This window comes from Paraglaciecola sp. MB-3u-78 (genome assembly GCF_002835935.1).
In the GTDB taxonomy this organism is placed as follows: domain Bacteria; phylum Pseudomonadota; class Gammaproteobacteria; order Enterobacterales; family Alteromonadaceae; genus Paraglaciecola.
The window spans coordinates 1-26,174 of the sequence record NZ_PJCF01000087.1 but is presented as its reverse complement, the minus strand read 5'-3'; the positions used below and the strand labels follow the sequence as shown (position 1 = coordinate 26,174).

Below are 26,174 nucleotides of genomic sequence, written 5' to 3'. Positions count from 1 at the left end.
GTGAATGCAAATGAAATTGAGTTCTTAGAAAAAACAAAAATATGGCTTAAATCTTTAATAAATAAAAAGTTAAATTATATTACTGGACGTAATAACGTAATAATCGAAAGTGTAGATTTATCTAGTGATGATCCAAAAGTTGAAGTCCGCAGAGGAATTAAGTTAATAAGTATAAAATTTACAAGAATAAACCTTGTGATTGATAAATTACTATTAGGTAATCCTGTTCATATTGATACCTTTTTACATTCTGGGAGTAATGATCGTACTATCATTGAAACAATCTTAGCGAGTCTCCCTCCCATTGGATACATGAAAGGAAGTAGTGGTAGGAATGACACCCCAAATAAAGTGCTTCAATTATTAAGTAAAGATGTACATGAATTGGGTGAGACACGAGATATAAGCGACGATAGCTTTGTCCAATTTGTTTTGGATAAAACTATTAAAATAATTCCTTTCGATTTATCAAAAGCAATCCAACTCCCCAAACCCTTTCTACTCTTAGCTGGAATATCAGGCACAGGTAAAACCCGCTTTGTTCGAAAGCAGGCCGCTAAACATAACGTCGGTGATATCAATTTCTGCCAAATACCTGTCAGGCCTGATTGGCATGAGCCCTCTGATTTACTTGGTTATATTTCACGAATTTCAGGTACCAAATATATCGCGACTAAAGCCCTTAAATTTATTATTGATGCTTGGCGTGTAGTGGCCCCAAATGCAGACAAAGAAGGTATGGGTGAGTTGGATTTGTCTGTCGCGCCTTATTGGTTGTGTCTTGATGAGATGAATTTAGCGCCAGTAGAGCAATATTTTGCAGACTACTTGTCAGTTTTAGAAAGTCGTAAATTCGAAAATGGTAAGTACACTTGCGAACCTTTATTAACTCAGTCTAATTTCCAAATGGATATTAACAGTCTTCGAACTGATCTGGGTATTAGTGACGATGAAGATGGATTGTGGGAATATTTTAGTCATCACGGAATTCCATTACCGCCAAATTTAATTGTGGCGGGTACGGTAAATATGGACGAAACCACCCATGGCTTTTCCCGCAAAGTTATCGACCGCGCCTTTACACTTGATTTTGGTGAGTTCTTTCCAAATGACTATCAGAAGTTCTTCACAGAACAAGATGAACCTAAAGTATTTACTTACAGTCAACTCACTCATGCAACTAAGAATGACCTAAGTAACACAGGTGATGTTGATGGCTCTAAAACTGTGGCATTTCTCGAGTCAATTAATGACGTGCTTAAACATACTCCTTTTGAATTAGCATATCGTGCCCTTAATGAATTATTACTTCATGTTGCCTGCTTTAATCCGCAAGATGATAAAGAATTACATGCTGTTTGGGACGACTTCCTGATGACGAAAGTATTACCCAGAATTGACGGAGACGAAGATAAGTTGCGGCTGGTGCGCCCAAGTGGACCGGTTAATTTATTGGATACACTTGCTGAGGTTCTGAAGTCAAATATGTCTAAAATATGGGCTGAGGGAAAGACAAGAAAGGATTTTTTCAGAAATACCCATGACGATAAACAAATAGATAATATTGAGTGTCGTTCACGCAAAAAAATAGAGTGGATGAAGAATCGACTCGAAGCCAATACCTTCACTAGTTTCTGGCCTTGAGTTAAGGAATACCTATGCCAGAGCTCGTTGCGCTCAAAACTGAACATTACACTTTTGCTATATGGTCAAAAAATGTAGAGGGCAGTCAACAACGTCTAGAAAAGACTCTAGTTGCGAGAGGAAAATATCCTGAAAAATCGCGGATACTCTTATCACCAGTGTTAAGTGTAAATGACGAATTGCAGTTATGTGATGAGTATATAGTCGACCAATTACATCCCGTATTTTTTGAAAACAAACTCTATGATATTGAGTTTACATTTGACGAAAGGTTAAAAAAGGAGTTTAAAGAGAAAGCACCGACTATAGAACATCGCTTAAAAGCGATTGAGGACTCTGACGTGGTCAACCTAATACGACCACCTTAGTTAAGCTACTTTTTGTAATTCATTGTTTTCTCTTTCAAAGTCATTAGGACTTTGGTAATCCAAGTACGAATGAAGTCTATGGCTGTTGTACCACATGGTCATGTAATTCAATATATCTTGTTGGGCGCTAAATCGTGTTGAGTAATTGCGCCAATGCACCCGCTCTTGTTTTAGGCTTCCAAAGAAACTTTCTGCTACAGCATTGTCCCAGCAACATCCTTTTTTACTCATGCTCCCTACAAAACCATATGTCTTTATAAGGCGTCGATAAGCTTTGCTGGCGTACTGTACGCCTTGATCTGAATGCACAATCAATCCTGCTTTCGGTTGTCGTTGCCATATCGCCATGGTTAATGCGTCACAGACTAAACTGGCCTTCATTCTTGAACTCATACTCCAACCCACGACTTTGCGTGAATATAAATCAATCACCACAGCTAAATACAACCAGCCTTCTGATGTCCAAACGTAGGTGATATCTTGCACATAAGCTTGGTCAGGCTTTTGTGCTACAAAGTCTTGCTTAAGTACATTGTCATAAATAGGCTTTTTATGGTCACTGTTGGTGGTGGCTTTATATTTCTTTTTATACCGCACCCACACGCCTGCTTCTTTCATCAATTGGGCTGTTTTCCTGCGACTCACAGGAAAGCTCAGCGCATTCAATACTTTTTGAATGCGTCGTTCGCCATAGGTATTATCGCTGAACTTGGCGATATCCTTTACCCATTCCAGCATCTCTTGATGCGTTAGATCATCAGGTTTATTCGTTTGACGCTTCTGATAACTGTAATAATTGTTACTTTGTACACCGAGCAGCCTGCACATTAAGCGCACAGGCCAGGTCTTCTTATATCGGGTAATAAACGAATACTTCACTTCGTTTCTTTGGCAAAGAAGACCGTCGCTTTTTTTAATATTTCACGCTCCATTTCGAGACGCTTGACTTGCCCCTTCAAGCTGCGGATTTCGGCTTGTTCGGGTGTCAGGGTGCCGTTACCTCGAAAAGCATGACCATCATCGTCTTCGGCCTCTTTGAGCCAACGACCGAGTATCTGAGGACTGAGGCCTAAATTCCTAGCGGCCTCGACTCGACTGTATTTTTGCTCTACCACCAATGCGATGGCATCCAATTTAAATTCTTTTGAGTATTTCTTACGTGCTGTCATTATCTATCTCCAGTTAAGCTTATTATGTCTTAACTGAGGTAGTCGGATCTAGTTAACCACGTCACTCATTTCATTATAGCGAACGAACTCACTCTTTAAGGGCTAGCATTGATACAGCTAATAACATTGGTTGGTTTCGACTAGAGCTTGTATATCAATTTGAAAATGAAACCTACAGACAGTCATTTTCATTTGAGGTTTTACCTACAAAAATCGACTTAGCATCTGATTTTCAAAAGATGAATCAGTCTATTGATGAAGAGTATCCTTTATGGCGATTTTCGTTAGCAGAAAAGACCCAGCACCAAATGAAAGCTGTGAAGCAGCCTCATTCTCAGTTTTTACTTCTTTGGTTAGCACAATTTGAGTCACTTTGGCTTGATCTCGAAAAGGGGTTAAAACAGGTTGTAAACGCCCCACACAGTAGATTGGTTGCTACACATAGATTTGTAAATATGGATCGGCTTAAAGGTAGGTTAACGCCTAAATTAGAGCAAGCAGTCAATCAAGCAAAGGAAAATCGTCAATGGGATAAACGATTTCGTTTAGATAAAAAAGTATTGAGTGTAGATACTCCCGAAAATCGATTTATCAAATCTGTTGTTTCGAGCTCCATAAGTAAACTCACAAAAATTGTAAACCAATTACAAGAAAACCAACTAGAGCCTGACAAGCAGAGAATTTCTGAAAGCTTCTTTAATCAATTAGGTAAATGGCAAGCTTCAATGCGTTTTTTTCAGCGCCAACCTATGTTCAAGGAAGTGGGTAATTTCACGGGTTTGTCGAGTGAATCGCTAGTACTGCAACAAAAACCAGGATATGCGCGAGTCTATAAAATTTGGCAACAACTGAAATGGTATTTGGAACTACTACAAGGTCAAAATAACCTGTCACTCCGCAGTATTTCTGAGCTCTATGAAATATGGTGTTTTTTAGAAGTGCGGCGCATATTGCTTGAGTTAGGTTTTGAACAATCTGAAAGTGCCAGAGTGGCAATGGTTAATAATGGCATTGAAGTGTCAATGCAAGATGGTATGAAAGGGGCATTTAGCTTTAAACGTGACGATGGAGTTGAAATCAGGTTGGCACACGAACCAAAATTCAATAAAAATGGTTCACCAATAAAATCGTGGACCACTACTCAAATTCCCGATATTTTATTGGAAGTCACTTTTGTCGATGGTCAGCAGTTTGTTTGGATTTTTGATGCAAAATACCGAATTAAGAAAGATTCAAATAAAGAAAGAAGTCCAATTGACCAAGGCGACCTAGCGCCAGACGATGCAATAAATCAGATGCACCGATATAGAGACGCGTTGATACATCAAAATCAGTCAAACTACGAACAAGTTGTGAAGTCTAGGCCTGTTTTTTGGGCCTTTGCTTTATACCCAGGTTTTCATGCACAGACATCCAAACCAAACCCCTATGAGGACCCCATCAACGAAATTGGCATTGGAGCATTCAGCCTTTTACCCAGTGAAAGTAATGAAGGCAGTTATTGGTTGACTGAGTTTCTTGCAGAAAAATTAGGTAGGGCAAAGACAGTTTATGATAAGGCTTCAAGTGATAAACATTTCGTTGAAGAGTCGCCTCGGATCTCTTATCGAGGGACATCAATCTCAAGGTTTACAGATTTAACTATTGCTGCCAATCAATTAGGACCGAACAGAAATGAGTTGTACGTTAACCAATTCAATGCGGGTAAAGCTAAGTTTTATCATACGCGAGTAGCCGCTTTTAAAAGACAAAAAATTGAGCAGCACATTGTAATTGAAGCACGTTATCTTGCTGTTGCATTAACTCAATTAGAAGGACAGAAAAGAGAAATTAAATACCTTTACCCTATTATTAAGGCTGAAAAAGTAAAAAGAGGAGATATCAGCATAGCGCAAGCAGGTGCCGAGCTAAGCTTTAATGGAGATGAGTTGTATTGGCTATTTACTTTAGGTGAATCGTTGATTTTAAAAAATGTTATGACACAAGATTGGGACATACATTTTAAATTAAATTTCATGCTTCTCCATTTAACTCAGGTTGATTTTAAAGGAGTATGAATAATTGCCAAGTTTAACAATCGATTAGGTATTTGTTTTTCCACAAAACGGCGATTATACCGATAACAAAACTCATTCAAGTATTCTTGTAAGTAATTACCCGTAACGCCATGAAACGTGCCCAACAAAAACGTTTTCAAATTACCTATCGCGATATGAACCCAAGGCAACCATTCGTCTACCTTTTCACTTGGCGTGACTCTTGGCTCATGTTGCTGTGTTTTATCTATAATATTTAACGCAGGATAAGCATCCGTTCTGACATGCTGATTAGCTAAAAGGTGATGTGATACAAATTCTTTTACTGTTTTAAAATTCACATTTTTAACCGCTTTCATTGCGATAAACCCTGCCTTTTTATGCTTGTTTTCACATGCTATGATAATGGGGGTTTTCCCTTCTGCTCCACGACCACGCTTGCCTTTGTGCTTACCGCCAACAAAGGCATCATCTAACTCTATTGTGCCCGACAATCGGTAGAGGCTATCCCTGTGTCCCATAGCCGCTCTCACTTTCGTTAACATAAGCCGAGCAGTCTTCCAATTCACTTCAATAAGCTTGCTTAGCCTTAACGCTGAAATACTGCCTTTGTCTGAGCCTATAAAATACAGTGCCCAAAACCATTTGAGTAACGGTAGATGACTACCATGAAATAAAGTACCTGACATCACCGATGTTTGCTTATGACAATGGCTGCATGCGTAATAACATGAAACCGATCGGTCAATAACATTGAAGACGATCACTTTTTTGTCTTCCAGTAGAACTCAGTAAAATCTAACTTGTGTGATCGGCTTCAGTCAAGGAATTTAGTTTTTTTCGCATGGATTCGCCTTTTAATTCTAACTTAATTGCCCCGTGAACAAGCCGATCTAGGATCGCATCTGCATGCGTGGATTCCCCGATCATATCGTACCAATTTTCTATCGGTAATTGACTCGCAATCAGTGTCGATTTTGTGTCATACCTCGCATCTATTAACTCAAGTAAATCACTGCGTTGTTGCCCCGTTAATGGCTCTAATCCCCAATCGTCTAAGATCAGTAAGTTCGCTGATGTGAGTTTGTTAATAAACTTTCGATAACTGCCATCCGCTTGTGCCATAAACATCTTTTCAAGCAATTCTTTGAGCCTAAAGTAGTAAACGTTTTCTCCCTGCTGGCAGTGGTTATGGCCCAACGCACAAGCAAGGTAGGTTTTACCGCAACCTGTTGCTCCTGTGATCAGTATGTTTTGGTGAAGACGAAGCCATTCACCTTGCGCTAATGAGCGGATCTGCGTTTTGTTTAACTGCCTCGACGCACCATAATCCAACTGTGCTAATGTCCCGTTCACTCTAAATTTGGCTTGGCGGGTCAGTCGGTCAATTTTACGTTGATCTCGCTGGGTTATTTCATGGTCAAGCAATAAACATAACCGCTCTTCGAAGCTTTGTTCGACGTATAGATTGGGTTGTTCACTTTGTTGTGATAACGCATCACGTATGCCGCTTAGCTTTAGCATGACTAATTGAGTATTGATTTGTTGCGTCACTGATTGCATGTTGTTTCCTTAGGTTTTATTAGTGGTAATAATGATTGCCACGGATATTTTGATGGTCTATCTCACTTAAAAGATCCAGCTGTTTTTCCGGTAGAGGTTGGCTATCTAACCCTTTCTCTAAGATAGCTTTCACTTGGTTTACTCGCGTAACACCTGTTGCTAACGCTCGGTAGCAGGCGGCTTCAAGTCGTTTGTCTGTGAACTTTTTTCCTAAACTCAATATGCCCATACAGGCACGGTAACTTTGCTCGGGGTGTTTTTTGGTTTGCATGAGTTGAATGACAAATTGCTCGGTTGATTTTCCGAATTTTCTGGCCCAACTTTCAAATCGTTCGGGGGTCCATTGCTGCTGTTTTTGATGGGCGATGGGCATATGGATATCCAGGGTGCTGTGACCTCCCACGCGGTATGATCTTGGATGAACGGCCACTTGTACCCCTTGATGATAAAGTGTGACCAGTTGCCCCGTAGCATGTGCTTCTAGCTTTTTCTTGATCAAGGCGTGTGGCACCGAGTAGTAATGTTTTTCAATCTCGATGTGATAATCAATATGCACTTTGACCTGTTTCACTAAGGTGTAGCGATAAGGTTGTGACGGCAAAGGTTTCAGTGCGGGTTTATCTATCGCTTCAAATTGGGATAGCCTTGAGCCTGGATGCTTTTTCATTTGCCTTTGATTCAAATCGGTTAAAAGTGTCTGTATTTTTAGATTTAACTGTCGCAAGCTAAAAAAGCTTTCCTTGCGAAGTCGCGCCATTATCCAACGTTCAACGATTTGAACACCCACCTCAGCTTTCGATTTATCCTTGGGTTTATAAGGTCTGGCAGGCACGATAACGGTATCGTAATGGGCGGCGAGTTGTTGGTAGGTTGGGTTCAGATCCGGCTCGTAACGACACGCTTTTGTCACGGCACTTTTTAAGTTATCTGGGATGACCAATTCAGGTACGCCACCCAGAAATTCAAAGCATCGTGCATGACTCATCACCCAGTCTTCGAGTTTTTGGCTAAACGTAGCCTCTGCAAAGGTGTAGTTAGATGCGCCCATGACTGCCACAAAAACCTGTGCTGTGCGGCATTCACCCGTTGTTGAGTCCACAATATTCATAGTGGGTCCACAATAATCAACAAACAGTTTTTCACCTGCTTTATGGTTTTGACGCATGGACGGTTTTTGACATGTTAGCCATGTTTTATATAGACGACAGAAGTGGTTGTAGCTGTAAAAACCTTCTGGATACCGCTCACCATATTCTTCCCACAATAACTGCAATGTCATCGTTTTCGGCCTCAGCTCTTGCTGGACGACAGACCAATTAGGGATGATGTAGCCCTTGCTCTTAGGTTTGGTTTTGAAGAATGCTCGTTGAAGCGTCTCATCATTCCATTTTTCATCAAGCGGCCAACTAGTGATCCCAAGAGAGGTGGCACGAATGGCATAAATAGACACGATTGACGCTGAAACAGATAAGCTTTTGGCTATTTTTCGATGGCTGAGCAAACAGCCGTATTTGAGTCTTAAAATCTCTTTTAACTTACGCATTGAAATAGGTGCCATTGGCATAGTTATTCTCACCATCAAAAATGAAAAGAATAACGGTTAAAAACACCTACTGGACAGACAAAAAAGAGTAAAAGTTGGGCAATAACATTAAGCCGGTCACTGAATAACATTTTAACCAAAAAGTGATCGGCTTCGATGTTATTGAGTGATCGGGATGGATGTTATTAGGTGATCGGCATCAATGTTATTAGGTGATCGGGTTGGATGTTAATATGCAGGCTGCATTCGGTTAATTCTCGGCAGTGAAGGTCAATCCCATTGTCGTGACCACATTGAGGACACATAAACCCATTAGGCCACTTCATTTCCTTCAGATACTGGAGACAATCTTTATTCGTTCTGAATTGCTGTTGCCACGTTAAAAAACTGGCTTCTGGCGTGTTCATGTTCGAACTCCCTTAAACTGTTTATTTTCATATACAGTTTAGTTCATGCCTGAGCAAAGTGGAGAAGCATGTTAAATTTTGTGGGGAGAGACGATCTTTCGACGGTTGCTAAATGGGACGATTTGCCACAACGGTATACATCGCTAATGAAATAATTAAGAATTAAAGGAGTGAACTATCGGGGTCAGAACAAAGTTAAATCCATAGAGTGAACTATCGGGGTCAGAACAAAGTTAAATCCATATGAACTATCGGGGTCAGAACAAAGTTAAATCCATATACAGCACAGCCATGATAAAAATTTATTCAAAAGAGCCGTTTTAACGCACTAATTCCAATCTCTGGTGGCTCCGCCACTGCTTTTCCCGCCTTTAAAGTTTCAGCTAAAAATGGCTTATTCTTTGAACTATCGGGGTCAGATACTGTCTTGAGGATCAAGCCCAAATCTGATTAATGTTGATAATTTACATCAAACGGCTTTCCTGATTTCAATACACCGAAAGCCAGTACCAGTAATTTTCGCATCACCGCGATTAAAGCTACTTTTTTAGGCTTATCTTTGGTTAAAAGTTTATTATAAAAAGCGAGCATTAATGGGTTATATCTGACGGCAACCATGGCTGGCATATACAATGATTTTCGTAATCTAGTACTGCCCGTCTTTGACAAGCTGGAACGGTTAAGACTGGTCCCAGATTGATCAATGCTTGGGTTGAGCCCGGTGACCTGCGGGGTCAGGTTCGTAGAAATTAACAGGACAACCACTATAATATAAATTTTAGATAAAGGTCTTAAAAAAAATAGGTTGGATAATTGACTAGTGGTTTTTTTGTAAGCGCTTAATAAACCGACGTACTTTCCAAGTATAAATATCCTTGTCATAATCTAACAGTTCACAGTAAGCGCTATTGAACGTGCGGGGGTAGCCAACTGGGTTTTGAATTTTTGAAATTCCATGGCAGGAGGTCTTCGATCTTTTCAACCGTGTCAGCATAGGGTAACGCCTTGAACACGGCATTGAGATAAGCGTAAGGTTCAAGCTCATGAATTTTGGCTGACTCAATCAGGCTATAATGGATTGCACTGGCATTAGCGCCTGCTGGGGTATCGGCAAATAACCAGGCGCGCCTACCAACAGCAAAGGGACGAATGGCATTTTCGAACCGAATTAACAGGACAACCACTATAATATAAATTTTAGATAAAGGTCTTAAAAACAATAGGTTGGATAATTGACTAGTGGTTTTTTTAACGGGAAGTGGATTGAATCGTAGTCATAACAACGTTTAGTTTTTCAGTCGGTAAATAATTTTCATGCCTGTCTTGTAAGCTTAATTTAGTGTAAATACATTTTCTCTGTGAAATTGTAAAAACTCAGTATTTGGCATAAACCTCTTTGGCAGTATCAATCCTTGACCATGAAATTTTACGATTGCCTTTTGGGTGAACTCATCGTGTTGTTTTAACCTGTTGGAAATTCTCACTGTCATATCGTCATCGACAGTAATTAAACCCTGATCAAATGCTTTGTCATGTAATGAGTTTAGGGCCAATCCGTTGTGTGGATTAAGGCGATGGGTCTTATCTTTTTGCCACGGGATTATGTGACTAGCTACAATTAGTTTAGTTTCTTTTAAACCAGTAATGCAGCATTGGTTGTCATAACTGGTAAGTACAGTCTGCCGGAATAGTTGTTGGCCTTTACGTGCTTTTGCGGTAACGAAGTGATCGTCGACGCTATAATCTGGGGATTCGAAATCGGCTACGTTTTTGATATCAATCAGTTTGGCGTTAAGTGTTTCGATAACATCAATAGATTCATCTAGTAATAGGCTCCAATTTTTATTCGCTTCTTGCCAAATTGCTCGGTCGGTTTTGGATGCCCCTTTTAGACCTACGCGACCGGTTTCGGTTATTCGGGGATCAAGGCTGGCAAAGTTACAGCATTTCATCGCCAGTGCACTTGGACTGCGCCCAATCCATTCAGCGAATCTAATTATTTCGGGATTCTTAGCATGAAGTTTACCAAATGGCGTGCGGCAGTAAATATTTAGTGCTACCAGCAATTGCTGTCTTGTCCATCCTATGGATTGGGCCATTTCAAACTTGTATTGTATATAGTAAGGAGAATATCAGTAAATCAGAAATGGAAAAAAATTACCAACAACAATACGAATTAACAGGCATACAATAATAATTTCTCATCAAAAAAAGAGCTATTGTAACTCTTTAGTTTTAATCTTTGGTGGCTCCGCCACTGCCTTCTCCGCATTTAAAGTTTCAGCACAAAAAAGCTTATTTTAGGGGCAAATGACAGGGAAGTCATTTGAGCGGAAGTTGGAGGGAACACATTAGTAGCGACCCTAAAATAAGCTTTTTTGTGCGGTTAAAAACTTTAGTAGCGCGCGGCTTTCTTTGCTTACTTTCTTGAGCTGTAGCAAGAAAGTAAGTCAGACAGCAAGGACGCTGTTTGAAATCTGGAATGGATTCCAGTGTGCACAGCACATGCTTTTAATTTCTTAAAGATCTGCTGGGCCAGATCCCTTGAAACAATCCCACTACCCATGCAAAACCCTATAAAATGCACCCCCAAAAAATCAACATCATCCCCACTACGATACTTCGCTAAAATGCGTGCAGACTGACGCACTATCAGTCGTCTTAGTTCGTGCCTGAATACAAAATTATCTGAAATACGATCCATAGGACTTCCTTGCGGAAAAGCGAGCGCTGTGCTTATGGGGAGAGTATTTTGTCCTTGACTGCTTTTAAAAGATCATCCCATTTTTCAGGTGGAGTACCAGACTTCAGCATCTTTTCGAATACTTTGTAAGCATCGGTCTTACTACCATAAGCTCGTTTATTTTTATCGTCATTTACCCAAGCATAAACGATCACTTTCGACTCTAAGTGGAAGCGGAAAAACAAACGGTATTGTTGGAAGAACTTTGCCCTAAACCAATGCTTGTTAGCATAACCTAATGTACTTCCTTGACGAAATTCAGAACTGGTAGGGTCGTGTGGTATTAATTCGAAGATTAACCTTTGAATAGCGGCTAATCGTTTAGTGGCATTTTTCTTAATGTAACCTTTAGGGTCATTTTTACGTAGAGCCTCAACTTGTGTTTTAAGACTCAAATACTGCTCTTTAAACAATGGATGAGTGTAAAGTGTCCAACCATTTACCACCATTGGTATCGCTTTTTGCAAACTTACTCGTCCTCATCCAATAACAGAGCATCTAAATCTATATCAACACCTTGAACCAATGCATCGACACTTTCGCGCATACTTGCTGATAACGGTGCAACCTTTCCAGGATTAGCCTGTATATCACGCGCTATAAATGCTAAAAATTCACCAATAATCGGGTCGTTTTGTTGTGCTACTGCACGCGAGATAACAACGCTGCCATCAGACTGAATTGCATATTTTATTTTGTCTTTCTTTCCTAAGTGTAACGCCTGACGAACAGAGCTAGGCACTGTAGTTTGAAAACGGTCTGTGAGTGTTGATTCAGTTTCTAAAGCAACTTGAGCCATAACAACCTCTATCTTTTACTTCTATTAAGAGTTTTGATTTTAGTATGAATGAACAGGTAATGCAAATGCATTGCCTGTTCTGATGGCGCTAGAAAATACTCTGGTCACTTACAATTAACTGGGACCTGCGGGGGCAGGTTCGTTGAAAACTAATAAACATGACAGTCATCATAGTGACTAAAGTCGGCATCCGCCGATGCTCTTATCTTTTGATTTACCCTCGCATATATGTTCGCCAATTATTTTTGATATTTTGTAGGGTGAAACTGGATTCTTTAGAAGCACGGCTTCGCCCAGTTGAACAGCTCGACAAGCGACCGCCATGGAAGGCGGAAGGTAGAACAATGCAGGAGCAATTGTCGAGAAGTCGAGATTGTTACGCGGTAACCGAGTGCTGATCATCAGGGAAGTGTGATTGACCAATTTAAAGTGTTTGAATCTGGGAGCGAAAGAAGGACTCAATATCAAAAATAATTGGATGAAGAACATAGTTGGCGAGCGGCTTTCTTTGCTTACTTTCTAGAGCTGTAGCAAGAAAATAAGTCAGACAGCAAGGATGCTGTTTGAAATCTGGAATGGATTCCAGTGTGCACAGCACATGCTTTTTTTCAAAATAGATCTAGAAATAAAGGGACGTAGTCAAATTAAATATCTAATGGGCGAATAATGACCAAGCGCATCACCTCATATACTCGTCGTAATGCTACTTCTATGCCCAAAGTAGATGCGAAGCGCGTCAAAGTTGTCAATTTCATATCATAAGCTGCACTTTGAAATTTTGAATCGTTATAACTTTGCTTCAACATTAACTTGTGAAGGCTTAATTAGACACTCCGCTGGAATACCTAAACCATCATGCAATTTCCTGATCATTTTTAATGTCAGCGAGCGTTTATGGTTGAGAATTTCATAAACACGATTACTTTTACCAATCATTGGTTCGAGGTCTTTTACTGTTAGACCCTTTCTTTCCATTTCAAACTTAATGGCTTCAACTGGGTCGGGCAACTCCATCGGAAAATGTCTCGCCTCGTAGGCTTCGACGAGCGTGACCAACACATCCAGTTTTTCGCCTTCTGGCGTATCAGAGTCCGCCATCATTAGGCTTTCAATTTCTTTTAATGCCGCACGGTAGTCGCCATCAGTTTTAATTGGTTTGATATCCATAGTGTTTACTCCGGCAATTAAATAGTTTGTACATCAATCTTGTCATAATGCGCATGGGTTCCGATGAATCGGATGTAGACCACTCGATAGACATAGTTGATCCATACGATCAGTCGAAACTTATTCCCTGCAATATTGAATACCACGCGTCCGTCTTTAAGAATGCTGGCATGCCTGTAATCCTGCTTAACAGCTGCAGGTGCACTCCAGTCGGCAGCTAATGCATGACGATACCAAGCCAACGTTGGCTCTTTAGCGTCTAGGTATTCTGGGTGTTCTTCCCAGAAAGATTTCAGTGTCGATAAGGCGATGATTCTCATAAGTTCCACAATAGTCCCAAAATGGGACTAGGGCAACTAAAAAAGTAATTAGCGAACCTGCGGGGTCTTTGATTTATGGAATTAATAGGACAGTCAATTTAAATTCTCATTTAAAGTATTCACTTCCCTCCATCTAAGTACGTTTCAGCCAATATCCTGGCCGTTTGCTGTTATGCATAACCGCGACTATGTAAATATGTTTTGATTGAATTCGATAAATAACAGAGAAAGGAAATCGTGAAAGTAAAAAACGATGGTGGTTTGACCCAAACTTTGGCCAAGTCTTAGGGAGCAATGATATAAACTATAAACTATAAACTATAAACTATCGGGGTCAGTCTGAGGTATCCCCACGAAAGCAGTTTCGCAGGCGATTCTTGGGATTCGGTTCACAAACTGCTCTCTTGTTGGTTTTTTTCGCAGGAGGTTGCTGGGAATATTGCAACGTAAAAGACTTCAAATATACAGGGACTGATATCCTCAGCGCTACGGGGTTAAATAGGTAAACTGCCCCTGAAATTTCTGAGAAATTTGTTACACTGTGTCTTTTTGACAGGAAACAAAGATGCTAAAACTCCACGGATTTTCTTCCAGTAATTACTACAACGTACCCAAGCTCGCCCTGCTTGAAAAAGGCCTGCCGTTTGAAGAGGTCGTGTCCTATACCGGCGTCGGTCCGAAATACAGGCCTGAGTATCTGCAGAAGAGCCCCTTGGGCAAAGTACCTTGCCTTGAGACACCGGAAGGCTTTATCAGCGAGTCCCGGGCGATCCTTGAATACATCGAGCGGGCGCATCCAGAACCTTCCCTGTTACCCGACACGCCGTTTGGTGTTGCCAAAGTACAGGAGTTCTCGCAGTTCATAGAGCTGTATTTTGAGCTGGTGGCACGCCGATTGATTCCGAACCTGCTAAGCGGCAGACAAGCGGATCCGGTGGTGCTTAAGGAAGTAGAATCAGGTCTTACTAAAGCAGCCGCTGCGCTGCCGGCATTATCCAGCTTTGAAAACTTTGCTTATGGCGATCAGTTTACGCTGGCCGATATCGCCGCGATCCTGAACTTGCCCGTCGTCCGCGGCGTGGGCAACCGATTCTTTAACAAAGATCCCTTGGCTGCAGTGCCGGGCCTGAGCGACTACTGCGCACGCATGGAAGAGCGGCCCCACGTCAAAACCATCCGCGCCGATGCCGCAGCTGACAGGCCGGGTTTTATGGCACATTTGAAGGAACTCTACGGGATTTAGCATAAAGAGGCGGGGTAGCAAGCAGGAACCTGTGGGGCAGGTTCGTTGAAACGAATCAACATTACAGTCACCATAGTTTTGCCGTTTGTCGGCAAAGCCTATGCTCTTGTATTTTGATTTACCCTCGCATGTATGTTCGCAGTCCAATTAATGGCATTAGAGTGATTAACAATTAAACTTAAGTTGAAAAGTACAAAATTTAGTACATAATAAAGTCTAATGTTGTGTTTCTTGGGTGCGTATATGTCAGTGCAATTAATTTTGGCCGAAAAAACGGTTTCAGTTTCTGAGTTAAGAAAAAAACCGATGGATTATTTTATAGATGAGCCAGTAGCTGTTTTATCTAATAACAAGACTGCTGGGTATATGGTTAGCGCTGCTCTCTATGAACAGATGGTTAGGCTGATAGAGTCTAAGTCTCAATGTTCGCAATTTCGTCCATCAAGTGCCCGTCTGGCATCCATTGCGTCTTTAGGGGCCGAGCAATTGCTAACCGCTTCTGAAAAAGAATTAGCTGACTTTGAATAGTGATACGAGTCTTTAAAAGTCGGCTAATACGAAACTTATTATCAACTGATGAGTTAAATGATTTAGTCAACGATTTTGTATCATATAAGAGTACAGGTATTGTGCCTGATAACTTTGGTCGAGATGTACCTTATGATCACCCGAATACATTACCCATCGTAAAATCAGAAGAGGTCCAACATATCCACTTGGGCAATGAAGATAAACCACTTCCATTAAAGAAAATTCAATTTCACAGAACCAGCGATATTCACCTTATTTATTGCCAAGGTGCATCAAGCGACGACGACTACTTACTTATGACAATACTCGCTCCTGACGGCCATGAGCAGGCTAAATCTCGAAACATAATGTATAAGTTAGGACAAATGGCTGAATTATTTAGGGATCAATATTAGTCGCGAGAAATAAACAGCGAATACGGCAGAAGGGTTCAGGTCTTGAGTTTTGCACAAAATACAAGACCCCACTCTTTGAAATCTGGAATGGATCCCAGTGTGCACATCCCATGCTTTTAACTTCTTGAAGAGCATCGAACTGGCGTTCCAGTTATTGATATTCCTGTTAATTCAGCGAAAGATAATTTGTAAGGTGTACGCAACCTGCGTATACTTTGTCTATGGAATCAGTATTTGTTGAATCAAGTATTTTTGAAAAGCATCGTAGTGAGTATCTATCAGACGATGATTATCAATTATTTCAATGTGCGTTGTTAGCAGAGCCGAACAAAGGCGATGTAATACAAGGTGCTGGTGGGTTACGAAACGTTCGAGTAGCGGCAAAAGGGAAGGGTAAGCGTGGTGGTGCTCGAGTGATTTATTACCACTTTGACCAATACAATCGTTTCTATTTGCTCACCATATATGCCAAAAACGAAACAACAGATTTAACCAGTGCTCAAAAGAAACAATTGAAAGACTTTATGGAGGTGTGGAAACATGAGCAAACGTGATTTATTTGCAGAGCTAACAACTTCTCTTAATGAGGCAAAAGAACATAGTGAAGGGAAGTTAACCTTAAAAACCCACGAGGTGAAAATTGCTGATGAATTGGTGATTTCACCACATGAAATTTTGTCTATTCGTGAAAAGTTTAATATGTCTCGTGGGGTATTTGCTAATTACCTGCACACATCAGTGCGAACACTAGAAAATTGGGAGCAAGGGCGCAGTGCGCCCAATGGCCAAGCTGTGACCTTATTGAAATTAGTACAATCTCATCCTGAAACCTTATCGCATATTGCTGCGTTGTAATTACTCGCAATCAGGAAATGCACAGGCCAGTCATTATAGTGGCTTTGGTGGCTTCGCCACTGCTGTTTTCGCCTTTTAAGTTTCAGCTGAAAATGGCTTGTTCTTGGGGCAAATGGCAAGGGTGAAACTGGTTTCTTTAGAAGCACCGCTTCGCCCAGTTGAACAGCTCGACAAGGAAGTCGAGATTGTTACGCGGTAACCGAGTGCCGATCATCAGGGATGTGTGATTGACTAATTCGAAGTGGTTACATTGGTTTGGGAAGAGCGCATATAAAATATCACAAATAATTGGATGAAGAACATAGTGGCGAGCGGCTTATTTTTATGAAATACGTCCGCTGTATTTCACCCTTCGGGCCATCCCCAGGATGTTCACCAAGATTTGTTAGAACAAATCACAACAGCTTAAGCTGGCCTGCTCTGCAGGTGAGCTACAAGGATGTAGCGAGTCAATTCGCTCCAGACGAATTTGTGGTTACTTTATTATTAGCTGCAGACTAAATTTAAGGGATAAATTTAAAACGTACGAAGTGAGGCCCGAAGGGGGAATGACATGGATGTCATTCATAACATAAAGTGACTGGCTTGAAGGCCGCCGCCGCGCTGGATTCGAGTCAAAAACCAGCAAGGACGCCTGTGCCCTTCAGGGCATAAATCTCTCCTCAAAACTAAATTAAATCATCAGCCAGTGACCTGCAGGATCAGCGCCCTTGAAATCATTCTATTTTATATGCAAAGCTTTATAAAGTGGGCAAACCTTAAAATCCACATTATCTCCACTGCGGTATTTTGCTAAAATTTGTTCAGATTGTCGCGCTATCTGTCGCCTTAGTTCGCGCCTTGCGCCCTTAACCCGCGGAACAGATGTCGAATCATAAGCACCGGTTTGATGTCGCATCCAAGTCATTACCATTAACCGCTAATAACCTAAGTTGGCGGTAACTGACGTGCAATAGTGGATACGTAAAATATACATATAAACATTTTAATGCGGATAAATTAGGATGCATCGTACAATTTTATGCACGTTAAGCGTGGTTTAATTACACTTTTATGCGCGTAAAAATGTGGATAAAGCACACTTTATTGCGCATGAAATAGTTTTGGAATATACTCGATAATCAAATATACATTTGCTTAATGGGTATCTAGTGGAACGATTACTACTTGAAAAACTAATTGCCTGGAAAAATAAAATACAGCGTAAGCCTATTCTCCTCGATGGAGCGCGACAAACGGGTAAGTCATTTTTATTAGAAGAGTTATTTGGGGTGCACTTCGAGCAAGTTATCCGCTTAGATTTTTTAGAGCAACCTGCATTATCCAAGCTGTTTGAGGATTCTTTAGATCCACAAGATATACTCGACAACATAGAGCTTGAACTGAATGTCAGCATTAAACGAGACAAGGCGCTGATTATTTTCGATGAAATTGGAGAGTGCCAAGCTGCTATCAACTCGTTAAAGTTTTTTTCTGAAAAATGTGCTGGTATGTATGTGTGTGCATCAGGCTCTAACATTGGCCTATTAGGCTCATTCCCCGTTGGAAAAGTAGAGCTCCTTGAGCTTTATCCGCTCACGTTCGAAGAGTTTTTATTAGCGTCAAAACAAGCACCTCTTATTAAAGCATTCGAACAAAGTAAAATGACAACAGTTGCTCACGATAAGTTGTTTAGCCTATTACTTGATTATTACTATGTTGGCGGAATGCCTGAAGCTGTCAAAGCATGGTTTGAAACTGAAAACACCACAGGTATCTTAGAAAGAACTCAAATCGTTAATCAAATTCATACGGCTTTGATTGCTGGTTATGAGCGTGATTTTGGCAAGTACTCAGACAAGGTATCGGCACAACATATTCAAGCCATATTTCATAACATTGGGATTCAGCTGTCACAAAACATTGATGATTCGGTAAAGCGCTTTAAATTCAAAGATGTTATTCAGAAAAAAACGAGATATCAGCAGCTAGCAGGGCCAATTAATTGGTTAGATAAATGTAAATTGCTGTCTAAATGCCAACCTATCGATTGCCAACCGAGCTCACCATTACCAGCATTAGCAAAGGAAAATATATTTAAGCTATTTTTATTTGATATAGGCTTGCTGGGCAATATGCTCGGGCTTTCATATAAAGAGCACAGAGATCAGGGCTTCAATTATAAAGGATACATTGCTGAAAATTTTGTACAAAATGAGCTTGTGGCAAAATATGGTAATCCAACTTATTCATGGGAATATGCTCGAAGTGAAATTGAATTTTTATATAAGCATGATTCTGGAAGCATTTTTCCAATAGAAGTGAAAAGTGGTAAACGAACTAGAGCTAAGTCTCTTGATGTTTATGTTCAGCGTTATCAACCTGAAAAGACAATAAAATTAATTGGTTCCCAAGGCTCAATAGAAAACCCTGATGCTTTAGTGCTACCACTGTATTATGCAAGTAAGGTAGAGCAGTTTGTAGATTGCTAGGCACAGACCTTGAAATCATTTTAGGTATGCAAAGCCTTATAAAGTGGGCACACCTTAAAATCGACATCATCCCCACTGCGGTATTTTGCTAAAATTCGTTCAGACTGACGCGCTATCTGTCGCCTTAGCTCGCGCCTAGCGCCCTTAACACGCGCAACAGATGTTGAATCATAAGCACTGGTTTGATGTCGCATCCAGGCCATGACTGCCAAGGCTGCTTTTTCTTCCAAGGTTACCGATGAGCTACGGGCTACTGTACCGCTACCAACGGGCACCGCGTGTTCTTTTACAAGCTTTGATAATTGCTCAATTAAAAGGTGATGTTTTTGGTCGAAGTTGAGAAATTGAATGATCTCTTGTTGAAAGTCTTCGCCGAAAACCGTTTCCTTTTCTTCGCGGCGAACTTTGACCTGGGCTAATTTCTTTTGATGTTTGGGATCGGCTCGTTGCGCTTCGACAAGAGACATCGCTTCTTCAATCTGTTCTTTTGCAGCCCAAACGCCGTGAGAAAATGCCTTACGCCCTTTTTTTTCCTGAACTGTCCAAGTCGGCCCTAGGGATTTCACCTTGCGTGTAACCGAGGCATCTCCGGCAGGTAAATTTTCCCAACCTGTTGGCACTGAAAAAACCTTGCCGGTTTTATCTTTAAGGCAACGATCAGACTTAGTGATTAAAAAGCTGCGTGTTTCTGTAGGCATTTATTACTTCCATTGGGTTCTTCGATTCAATTGAAAAAACAGGACAGTCACGATAATTCTTAATAGTATTGATTAGCTACGATTAATAATCCACATACTATAAGTCACATCTCCAATATCATGGCCATAAAATAGCCAATTACTCCTCCACCGAAAACGGATTCAAAAACTGGCGTCGCCAAAACAAGTTACGTTCAACTTCACTCAGTTCTGCTGCATCACAAACAGCTTGCCAATTCTGTTCAATCACTGTTTTCTGATGTTCAAAAATCCCAAAGGCTTCATCTTGACTGAGTAAGAAGTTGTGCGCTGCGCTTAAGCAGGTTTTGAACTGGCTTAAATTATTATTTCCAATAATACGCATGGCTTGCCCAGCCTCATTTCCTGCTCGCCCTTGAGGGCATATGTCATAGGCTGGTGTTAGGCTTAACAGTTTACCATCCCAAAAAGCGGCATGGTTTCTGGCATGATCATCAGTATTGCCGCATAGGATATTGAATAACAAACGTGAGAATAGTTCTTTGAGCGTATTTTTGGGCTCAGTAAAACGGTGGCGAATAATTTCGGCTAAGGTTTCGTAGCTGGCGTAGCGTGCCATCATGTCATCGAGGCCAAATAAGGTGAGGGCAGAGACCATGGATTTACGTGTCCAGTTTTTGCCTTTATGCATTCTGTCAAAACGCTCAATAAGCACAACATCCTTATTGGCCGCTTTTACCATTTTCACTGGTGCAACATCAATTCCGGCCATCTTAGCTAGCCGCATGGCGATGAATTCGGCTTTAACTACACTGTATAGGTCATTAGTGGCTGAAAACTTAGCAATGTATTTTGTGCCATCTTCTTCGATTAATGCCTTGGGGCGCGCACCGCCAATAGAGCTGCCATGATAGAGGGCTTGATCTAATTCTGGTGTAAGCGGTACGCCTTTTTCTACACGTTCGGCTGATTGTATCAACTCTTCCATACTGACGTTTTTGGCCGAACGTGCTACATACTCAGTGGGGGATTGCTGGAAATCTAGCGCTCCAATCCGGTCAGAACCGGATTCTAATAGATAGGTGAGTTCATCAAGTGATGCCGTATCGGTGTCAGCCCCTTTTAAACCTAGCTTTTTATTAATAATAACCCGGCGTCCCCATGCATCGGGTGCGCTATCACGAATACAGCTGGGCATCTTCAATCCATCTAGGTTAGGCAGTATGCCAGATTTTAGCGGCAGCTCGGGCTGGTAAATTGACATGGCTGGTGGCGTATCTTCAATGCGTTCTAAATAACTCTTACCGTAGTTAAATGCAAGGGTATCGCCTTCAGATTCAAGCTTTCCAGCAACAACAGGCTTGGTTTCGTTGGGCAGCCATATCCACACGTACCCTTCTTTGTATTGGCTTTTAGAAGTCATCATCTACCACCTTGTTCTTTTTACGCGCCCTTTGTGGCAGTAATGCAAGTTTTTCATCAGTTTGTTTAATGTGACGTGCCAATGTGAGGGAAGAGGGCTGGGCGTTGAACAAGTTAACGCCAACAATTGTGGCTACTTCAAATACAGCGCCAATTTCGCATTTGAGATCGGACTTTTCAATCCGCTGAAGCATGCTTCTGGATATGCCGGCACGCTCAGCCACCTCCTGAGCGCTTAACTTGCGCTCAAGTCTTGCTGCGCGAATGAGTCCTGATAACAGTGCTATCGCTTCTTCGGTGTAACGCGAGTAAGAACGCGTGACTGACTTTGGCATGGTATTCTCCGATTGTTCGGTTTCTACAAAACTTATCGCTTCACTATAAAATGAGTTATATATAATACAATAGGTGTGTTATTGGCTTATATGTAACTCATAAGTTAGATGGTTGTATGGAGCTAGTCAAGCTTGAAATGGTTTATATATAACCCAATATGGATTCTAATGGGTTATATATAGCTCATAAAGTAGAAGTTGGAAAGTGAATTAGCAGGACTGTCATCATAGTGAGCAACCCCAAAAAATAGTTTCGGGTTTATTACGATGGGTGTCTTTATAATTTTCGTTTATAATTTTGTTCGATGATATCTGACTCAACCGAGCAAATACCGGGCAGTCAACATCATGACTGACATGCCATCAAACGCCACCCTTTCACCGCCTTATTAGCAAACAACGGCAAATCAAGTGATGGCAGTGCCCTTGGATGGTACGCGCAATCTCATGACAATTTAATCCAAATGGATGAGTCATGTTTTTTTACACTCCCATATATTGGTAATGTGAAATTTATCTAACACGTTGTTTTATATTGAATAAATATTTCTGGCGTGATTATTGTATATTGCTTCGGAAAGCTCAGCATCAATATATTGCACCTAATATGAAGGTACAGGCTGTTGCTTCTTCAGAAAAACAACGCTCATTCACTTCATATCATGAGCGTTGATTAATAGGTAGTTGTTACCTCACACCTTGGTCACCCCTCAATGGGGTTATCACGTAACATTAAATGGAAGTAGATAATGAAAAATAAAGATATAGTGTTAAAAACCTGCTTAACCGCTTTGGCTTTGTCTGTCGCTGGTTTAGCCAATGCAAACCCGGTATCACTGGGCTCGGCTTCAGAATTCACCGTGTTAAGCGCTTCAGGCGCTGTCAACTGTACTAATTCAACTATCGAGGGAGATGTGGGCTCTGCGGTAGCGGGTACGAAAACCGGTTGCATGCAAAGTGGGGAAGACGTGACACCTGTTTCGCAAGATATACAGACAGATTTTAGCACCGCGTACTCGGCTTTAGCCGTTGAGCAGTGCGATAACACTCTGACAACGCTGGCAGGCCAAGTTCTCCAGCCTGGCACTTACTGTGTCGATAACGCATCAACCAACACCGGTGGAGTTCTAACCCTTGATGGCGATGCAAGCGACACCTGGCTGTTCAAAATTGGCGCGTCAGGCGCCGGGGCGAGTATATTCCAATTAACAAATGAGTCTTAAGTAAGTAAATTTTTAGGCTCGTTTATTCTGTTCAAAGATCTGGTTAAATAATTCATTACGTTCTTTTTGAAGTAATTCAGCACAAGCATTATCTGTCATTTCCATAGCTTGCTCATCTAGTATTTCAAAATGAAAGTCTGCTTTCAAATATGTTTTGGCATTGGGTAAAGATTTTAGTTTTTCATAGGGCGTCATCATACTTTTGTAAGGGTAAGTTTTACGTTGTTTCCCTTTATCATCAGTGGTGACTTCAGGAAAGAAACAAGGTCTATGATAATTGATATACGGGTAAAGATATTTTAAATTAAACGTATTGATTAACGGTGCCCATTTCTGTGGAATATGTGTGTAACCAAACTGTTTTCTTACAATTGATGCATTTTTACTTTCTGCTAAGGCATTATCGTTTGAGTGTCTTGAGCGTGATTTAGTGAGCTCTATTTCAAGTTTGGTGAGTAATTTACACACGTGTTTGTTGATGTATTCAGAGCCATTATCTGAATGAAACCCTTTGATAATAAAAGGAAATGCGGCCATCATTTGCGTTAGTACTGGAATGAGGTAACGCTCACTAATACGTTCAACTGAGCAAACAACCTCAAACTGTGTCACCTCATCAACTGCATTAATATGATACACGCCTTTTTGTTTATCTAGGTCTCCTTGGTGCACGGTATCAATACGAATATAGCCAGGCTCGCCGTTGGGTTGAGGTTTACGCCGTTCGCCAATAGGCACTTGTCTTGATTGTGTTTTTGTGAAGTGTCTGCGTTGTTTTTGGTAGCCTTGAGAGTGCCTCAAGTTATATAAATGTGAAACAGAGATAGTGGCAAGCATTTGGTATTCTGATTGCTCAAACGTATTGTAGGCACGCTCCAACAGCTTTTTAGTGGCATGACCACAGATATCATCATGCCTTGCGTCCATTTCAGCCAGTAGCTTAATATCCTTTGTACTGTAAATGGTTGAAAAGCCGTTAGTTCGGCAAGGTTGCCAGTTAATTCTGCCGACGTCCTTGTATTGTTTTATCAATCGAGTGAGTTGCTGCCGCGAGTAGCCTGTCACCTTTTTAAGGTATTGATTGACGATCCCTTTGTCGGTTTTTTTTAACGTGATATAGCGAAATTTTATCAATGTTTTTTGAATGAATTGATATCGCTGATTTTTATCACCTAAAACGGTAAAGGCGACGGCTTGGTTACCTTGAATAAAGCGTTCAAGCTCTTCAATAGTGGTGAGGTTTTCTATATTCATGATCGCTTGCATCTTATGATCATGAACAGAATTTAAGTCTTTAGACGCATTTCATTTTGGAAACACGCAATTAGTTAAGACTCATTTCATATTGGACAAGGCTGGGCGTTGACAGGTACCGACTTCGTGGTGAATATGAGCGGCGGTGCAGAAGCTTGTAATGTCACTTGGTGGGTAGCGGACGCAGTGACGCTGACGCGAGGTGACTTTAAGGGCGATATTCTGGCAGGCAAAGCGGTCACGGTCACGGGTGTGGCATCAAACTCGCCAGTTAAAGGTCGGGTGATGGCCAACGGCATGATAGCCATGACTAACGCAGACGTCTTGGGTTGCGTAGCAGAAGCTGCCGCAAGAACCGAAGAAGCCATCGCCGCAGCGTTAGCGGCAAAGCTGGCCGCAGAAGCAGCAGAAGCGGCAGCATTATTAGCGGTAGTAACCAATGTGGTAGATGATGTCATTGGCCCTAATGGTGAAAATGTTATTGGCGCACAAGGTGAGCCTGGAATTGCCGGCGCAGATGGTAATGATGGTACAAATGGTACAAATGGCACAAATGGTACACTGGGCAAAAATGGTGCTGATGGCGCAGTGGGCGCAACTGGCAAAGATGGCCCAGTGGGCAAAAATGGTGCTGATGGTGCTGATGGTGCTGATGGCGCAGTGGGCGCAACTGGCAAAGATGGCCCAGTGGGCAAAAATGGTGCTGATGGTGCTGATGGTGCTGATGGCGCAGTGGGCGCAACTGGCGCAGATGGCAATGATGGTACAAATGGCACAAATGGTGCAGTGGGCGCAACTGGCAAAGATGGCAAAGATGGCCCAGTGGGCAAAAATGGTGCTGATGGTGCTGATGGTGCTGATGGCGCAGTGGGCGCAACTGGCAAAGATGGCCCAGTGGGCAAAAATGGTGCTGATGGTGCTGATGGTGCTGATGGCGCAGTGGGCGCAGATGGCAATGATGGTACAAATGGCACAAATGGTGCAGTGGGCGCAACTGGCAAAGATGGCAAAGATGGCCCAGTGGGCAAAAATGGTGCTGATGGTGCTGATGGCGCAGTGGGCGCAACTGGCAAAGATGGCCCAGTGGGCAAAAATGGTGCTGATGGTGCTGATGGCGCTGATGGCGCAGTGGGCGCAACTGGCAAAGATGGCCCAGATGGCAAAAATGGTGCAGATGGCGCAGATGGCATCATGTATGATGGCGCGTTTGAGGGCGACATGCAGTACTGGAACGGTAATGCTTGGATGATGATAACGGCTCCGACTGAAAATGCCGGTAGTCTGTCATTCTGCGATGGTCAGCCCACCTGGACCCAGGGGGGATGCCCCGTGTACTATGAAATAGGCGACCAGGGCCCAGCAGGGGGTATCGTTTTTTATGTCTCGAATGAGGGTTTAAATGGGCTAGAAGCGGCGCCGGCTGACCAAGTAGCAACTCAGTGGGGATGTTATGGCACGTCAATCTCAGGCGCAAACGGTACCGCGGTCGGCACGGGTGAACAGAACACGGCGGATATCATTGCTGGTTGCGACGAAACTACAGCCGCGTCGGTCGCATCGGCCTACGGACCGGGTTGGTACTTGCCCTCCATAGATGAAGCAACCCTGTTATATATGCAAAAAGATGCTGTCGGCGGTTTTTCTCATGACGGCTATTGGAGTTCGTCGCACGGTGGGCACAATAGCTTCGCGTGGCCCCAACAATTCAATCCCGCGAGAGGACAATACGGCAACTGGTACAAGAGCAGGGTTCTTAGAGTGCGTGCTGTTCGGGCTTTTTAACTATTTATCCCTTTAACCCTTTTCTTTTACCGCGGAGCGGTCGATTTTTATGACGCTATATTAGGATTTGCCGGTGTATCGGGATTTGTGAGAGTGAATATCATGCGATTATGTTTGTCATCACAAACTATGGCGAATTCAATCGTAATGCCCGCTAAACCGGCGACAGCCCAACGCTGCCAACGTTTTACATACTGACCTAAGGCTAAAGCCATCTCATCTGAGGT

The 26,174-nt window shown here is 41.9% G+C and carries 27 protein-coding genes and 2 pseudogenes; 11 read left to right on the top strand and 18 right to left on the bottom strand.

Features of this window, described 5'->3' with window-relative positions; translation table 11 throughout:
* Together CXF95_RS28265 and CXF95_RS28260 are read left to right on the top strand one after the other, a co-directional pair.
* A complete protein-coding gene (locus CXF95_RS28265) occupies positions 1-1,644 on the top strand; it encodes an McrB family protein (protein ID WP_198556746.1) in 1,644 nt (547 codons plus the stop codon).
* Between the two features lie 14 nt (positions 1,645-1,658).
* Entirely contained in the window at positions 1,659-2,012 is a 354-nt protein-coding gene (locus tag CXF95_RS28260) for a hypothetical protein (RefSeq protein ID WP_101201736.1), read from the top strand.
* Here CXF95_RS28260 and CXF95_RS28255 read toward each other — a convergent pair.
* Positions 2,013-3,181, bottom strand: a protein-coding gene (locus tag CXF95_RS28255; RefSeq protein WP_101198285.1) for an IS3 family transposase whose coding sequence is annotated in 2 segments (ribosomal slippage) — positions 2,013-2,935 and positions 2,935-3,181 — 1,170 coding nt in all. Because the reading frame shifts where the segments join, the coding sequence is not laid out codon by codon here.
* 107 nt (positions 3,182-3,288) lie between these two features.
* Here CXF95_RS28255 and CXF95_RS28250 point away from each other — a divergent pair.
* Positions 3,289-5,238: a DUF2357 domain-containing protein gene (locus tag CXF95_RS28250; protein ID WP_255418973.1), complete on the top strand. Its 1,950-nt coding sequence runs from the start codon at positions 3,289-3,291 to the stop codon at positions 5,236-5,238.
* On the opposite strand, the pseudogene CXF95_RS28245 reads toward CXF95_RS28250, so the two are convergent.
* The 11 genes and pseudogenes from CXF95_RS28245 to CXF95_RS28180 form a co-directional block, all read right to left on the bottom strand.
* Positions 5,214-5,942 (bottom strand): annotated as a pseudogene (locus tag CXF95_RS28245) (IS1595 family transposase); the annotation flags it as partial. The gene CXF95_RS28250 and the pseudogene CXF95_RS28245 overlap by 25 nt on opposite strands.
* 73 nt (positions 5,943-6,015) lie before the next feature.
* Positions 6,016-6,780: an IS21-like element helper ATPase IstB gene (gene istB, locus CXF95_RS28240; RefSeq protein ID WP_101198245.1), complete on the bottom strand. Its 765-nt coding sequence runs from the start codon at positions 6,778-6,780 to the stop codon at positions 6,016-6,018.
* Positions 6,781-6,799: 19 nt separating this feature from the next.
* Positions 6,800-8,344 carry an IS21 family transposase gene (gene istA / locus CXF95_RS28235; protein ID WP_101198246.1) on the bottom strand — a complete coding sequence of 515 codons (1,545 nt, stop codon included), beginning with the start codon at positions 8,342-8,344 and terminating at the stop codon, positions 6,800-6,802.
* Positions 8,345-8,508: 164 nt separating this feature from the next.
* Positions 8,509-8,730 carry a transposase gene (locus tag CXF95_RS31615; protein ID WP_101201734.1) on the bottom strand — a complete coding sequence of 74 codons (222 nt, stop codon included), beginning with the start codon at positions 8,728-8,730 and terminating at the stop codon, positions 8,509-8,511.
* A 450-nt stretch (positions 8,731-9,180) separates the two neighbouring features.
* Positions 9,181-9,612 (bottom strand): transposase, encoded by a 432-nt coding sequence (locus tag CXF95_RS31235; protein WP_255418967.1) that lies wholly within the window; start codon positions 9,610-9,612, stop codon positions 9,181-9,183.
* A gap of 23 nt (positions 9,613-9,635) precedes the next feature.
* Positions 9,636-9,890 (bottom strand): annotated as a pseudogene (locus CXF95_RS28220) (transposase domain-containing protein); the annotation flags it as partial.
* Between the two features lie 171 nt (positions 9,891-10,061).
* Positions 10,062-10,829, bottom strand: a complete 768-nt coding sequence (locus CXF95_RS28215) for an HNH endonuclease (RefSeq protein WP_101201732.1) — start codon at positions 10,827-10,829, stop codon at positions 10,062-10,064.
* A gap of 637 nt (positions 10,830-11,466) precedes the next feature.
* Positions 11,467-11,922: a type II toxin-antitoxin system YhaV family toxin gene (locus CXF95_RS28200; protein ID WP_101201913.1), complete on the bottom strand. Its 456-nt coding sequence runs from the start codon at positions 11,920-11,922 to the stop codon at positions 11,467-11,469.
* Between the two features lie 20 nt (positions 11,923-11,942).
* Complete coding sequence (locus tag CXF95_RS28195; RefSeq protein WP_101201730.1) at positions 11,943-12,272, bottom strand: type II toxin-antitoxin system PrlF family antitoxin; 330 nt, start codon at positions 12,270-12,272, stop codon at positions 11,943-11,945.
* A gap of 786 nt (positions 12,273-13,058) precedes the next feature.
* Positions 13,059-13,439, bottom strand: a complete 381-nt coding sequence (locus CXF95_RS28185; protein WP_101201728.1) for a type II toxin-antitoxin system HigA family antitoxin — start codon at positions 13,437-13,439, stop codon at positions 13,059-13,061.
* 17 nt (positions 13,440-13,456) lie between these two features.
* A complete protein-coding gene (locus CXF95_RS28180; RefSeq protein WP_101201727.1) occupies positions 13,457-13,759 on the bottom strand; it encodes a type II toxin-antitoxin system HigB family toxin in 303 nt (100 codons plus the stop codon).
* 565 nt (positions 13,760-14,324) lie between these two features.
* On the opposite strand from CXF95_RS28180, the gene CXF95_RS28170 reads away from it, so the two are divergent.
* The 5 genes from CXF95_RS28170 to CXF95_RS28150 all read left to right on the top strand — a co-directional run bounded on the left by CXF95_RS28170 (position 14,325) and on the right by CXF95_RS28150 (position 16,783).
* On the top strand, positions 14,325-15,002 hold the full coding sequence (locus CXF95_RS28170) for a glutathione S-transferase family protein (RefSeq protein ID WP_101201726.1): 678 nt from the start codon (positions 14,325-14,327) through the stop codon (positions 15,000-15,002).
* A 243-nt stretch (positions 15,003-15,245) separates the two neighbouring features.
* Positions 15,246-15,530 (top strand): type I toxin-antitoxin system antitoxin YafN, encoded by a 285-nt coding sequence (gene yafN, locus CXF95_RS28165; RefSeq protein WP_101201725.1) that lies wholly within the window; start codon positions 15,246-15,248, stop codon positions 15,528-15,530.
* Positions 15,530-15,928, top strand: a complete 399-nt coding sequence (locus CXF95_RS28160; protein ID WP_101201724.1) for a type II toxin-antitoxin system YafO family toxin — start codon at positions 15,530-15,532, stop codon at positions 15,926-15,928. The genes yafN and CXF95_RS28160 overlap by 1 nt, the downstream gene beginning before the upstream one ends.
* Positions 15,929-16,149: 221 nt before the next feature.
* A complete protein-coding gene (locus tag CXF95_RS28155; protein ID WP_101201723.1) occupies positions 16,150-16,482 on the top strand; it encodes a type II toxin-antitoxin system RelE/ParE family toxin in 333 nt (110 codons plus the stop codon).
* Positions 16,469-16,783: a DNA-binding transcriptional regulator gene (locus CXF95_RS28150; RefSeq protein ID WP_101201722.1), complete on the top strand. Its 315-nt coding sequence runs from the start codon at positions 16,469-16,471 to the stop codon at positions 16,781-16,783. The genes CXF95_RS28155 and CXF95_RS28150 overlap by 14 nt, the downstream gene beginning before the upstream one ends.
* A gap of 721 nt (positions 16,784-17,504) precedes the next feature.
* On the opposite strand, the gene CXF95_RS31610 is transcribed toward CXF95_RS28150, so the two are convergent.
* Entirely contained in the window at positions 17,505-17,690 is a 186-nt protein-coding gene (locus CXF95_RS31610) for a hypothetical protein (protein WP_101201912.1), read from the bottom strand.
* 244 nt (positions 17,691-17,934) lie between these two features.
* Here CXF95_RS31610 and CXF95_RS28140 point away from each other — a divergent pair, with 244 nt between their 5' ends.
* The gene (locus tag CXF95_RS28140) at positions 17,935-19,254 is read left to right on the top strand and encodes an ATP-binding protein (RefSeq protein ID WP_101201721.1); all 1,320 of its coding nucleotides are present in this window, start codon (positions 17,935-17,937) and stop codon (positions 19,252-19,254) included.
* Between the two features lie 20 nt (positions 19,255-19,274).
* Here CXF95_RS28140 and CXF95_RS28135 read toward each other — a convergent pair whose 3' ends face one another.
* The 3 genes from CXF95_RS28135 to CXF95_RS28125 all read right to left on the bottom strand — a co-directional run bounded on the left by CXF95_RS28135 (position 19,275) and on the right by CXF95_RS28125 (position 21,688).
* Entirely contained in the window at positions 19,275-19,952 is a 678-nt protein-coding gene (locus CXF95_RS28135; protein ID WP_101201720.1) for a DUF2293 domain-containing protein, read from the bottom strand.
* A gap of 139 nt (positions 19,953-20,091) precedes the next feature.
* Positions 20,092-21,357, bottom strand: a complete 1,266-nt coding sequence (locus tag CXF95_RS28130; RefSeq protein WP_198556745.1) for a type II toxin-antitoxin system HipA family toxin — start codon at positions 21,355-21,357, stop codon at positions 20,092-20,094.
* On the bottom strand, positions 21,344-21,688 hold the full coding sequence (locus CXF95_RS28125; protein WP_101201718.1) for a helix-turn-helix domain-containing protein: 345 nt from the start codon (positions 21,686-21,688) through the stop codon (positions 21,344-21,346). The genes CXF95_RS28130 and CXF95_RS28125 overlap by 14 nt, the downstream gene beginning before the upstream one ends.
* 749 nt (positions 21,689-22,437) lie before the next feature.
* Between CXF95_RS28125 and CXF95_RS28120 the strand changes: the two genes are divergently transcribed.
* On the top strand, positions 22,438-22,911 hold the full coding sequence (locus CXF95_RS28120; RefSeq protein WP_101201717.1) for an ice-binding family protein: 474 nt from the start codon (positions 22,438-22,440) through the stop codon (positions 22,909-22,911).
* 12 nt (positions 22,912-22,923) lie between these two features.
* On the opposite strand, the gene CXF95_RS28115 is transcribed toward CXF95_RS28120, so the two are convergent.
* The gene (locus CXF95_RS28115) at positions 22,924-24,177 is read right to left on the bottom strand and encodes a DDE-type integrase/transposase/recombinase (protein WP_101196919.1); all 1,254 of its coding nucleotides are present in this window, start codon (positions 24,175-24,177) and stop codon (positions 22,924-22,926) included.
* Positions 24,178-24,273: 96 nt separating this feature from the next.
* On the opposite strand from CXF95_RS28115, the gene CXF95_RS28110 reads away from it, so the two are divergent.
* On the top strand, positions 24,274-25,947 hold the full coding sequence (locus tag CXF95_RS28110; protein ID WP_157828286.1) for a hypothetical protein: 1,674 nt from the start codon (positions 24,274-24,276) through the stop codon (positions 25,945-25,947).
* A gap of 47 nt (positions 25,948-25,994) precedes the next feature.
* Here the strand turns inward: CXF95_RS28110 and CXF95_RS28105 are convergent.
* Positions 25,995-26,174, bottom strand: a 180-nt coding sequence (locus tag CXF95_RS28105; protein WP_157828285.1) for a hypothetical protein, incomplete at its 5' end; no start/stop codon positions are given.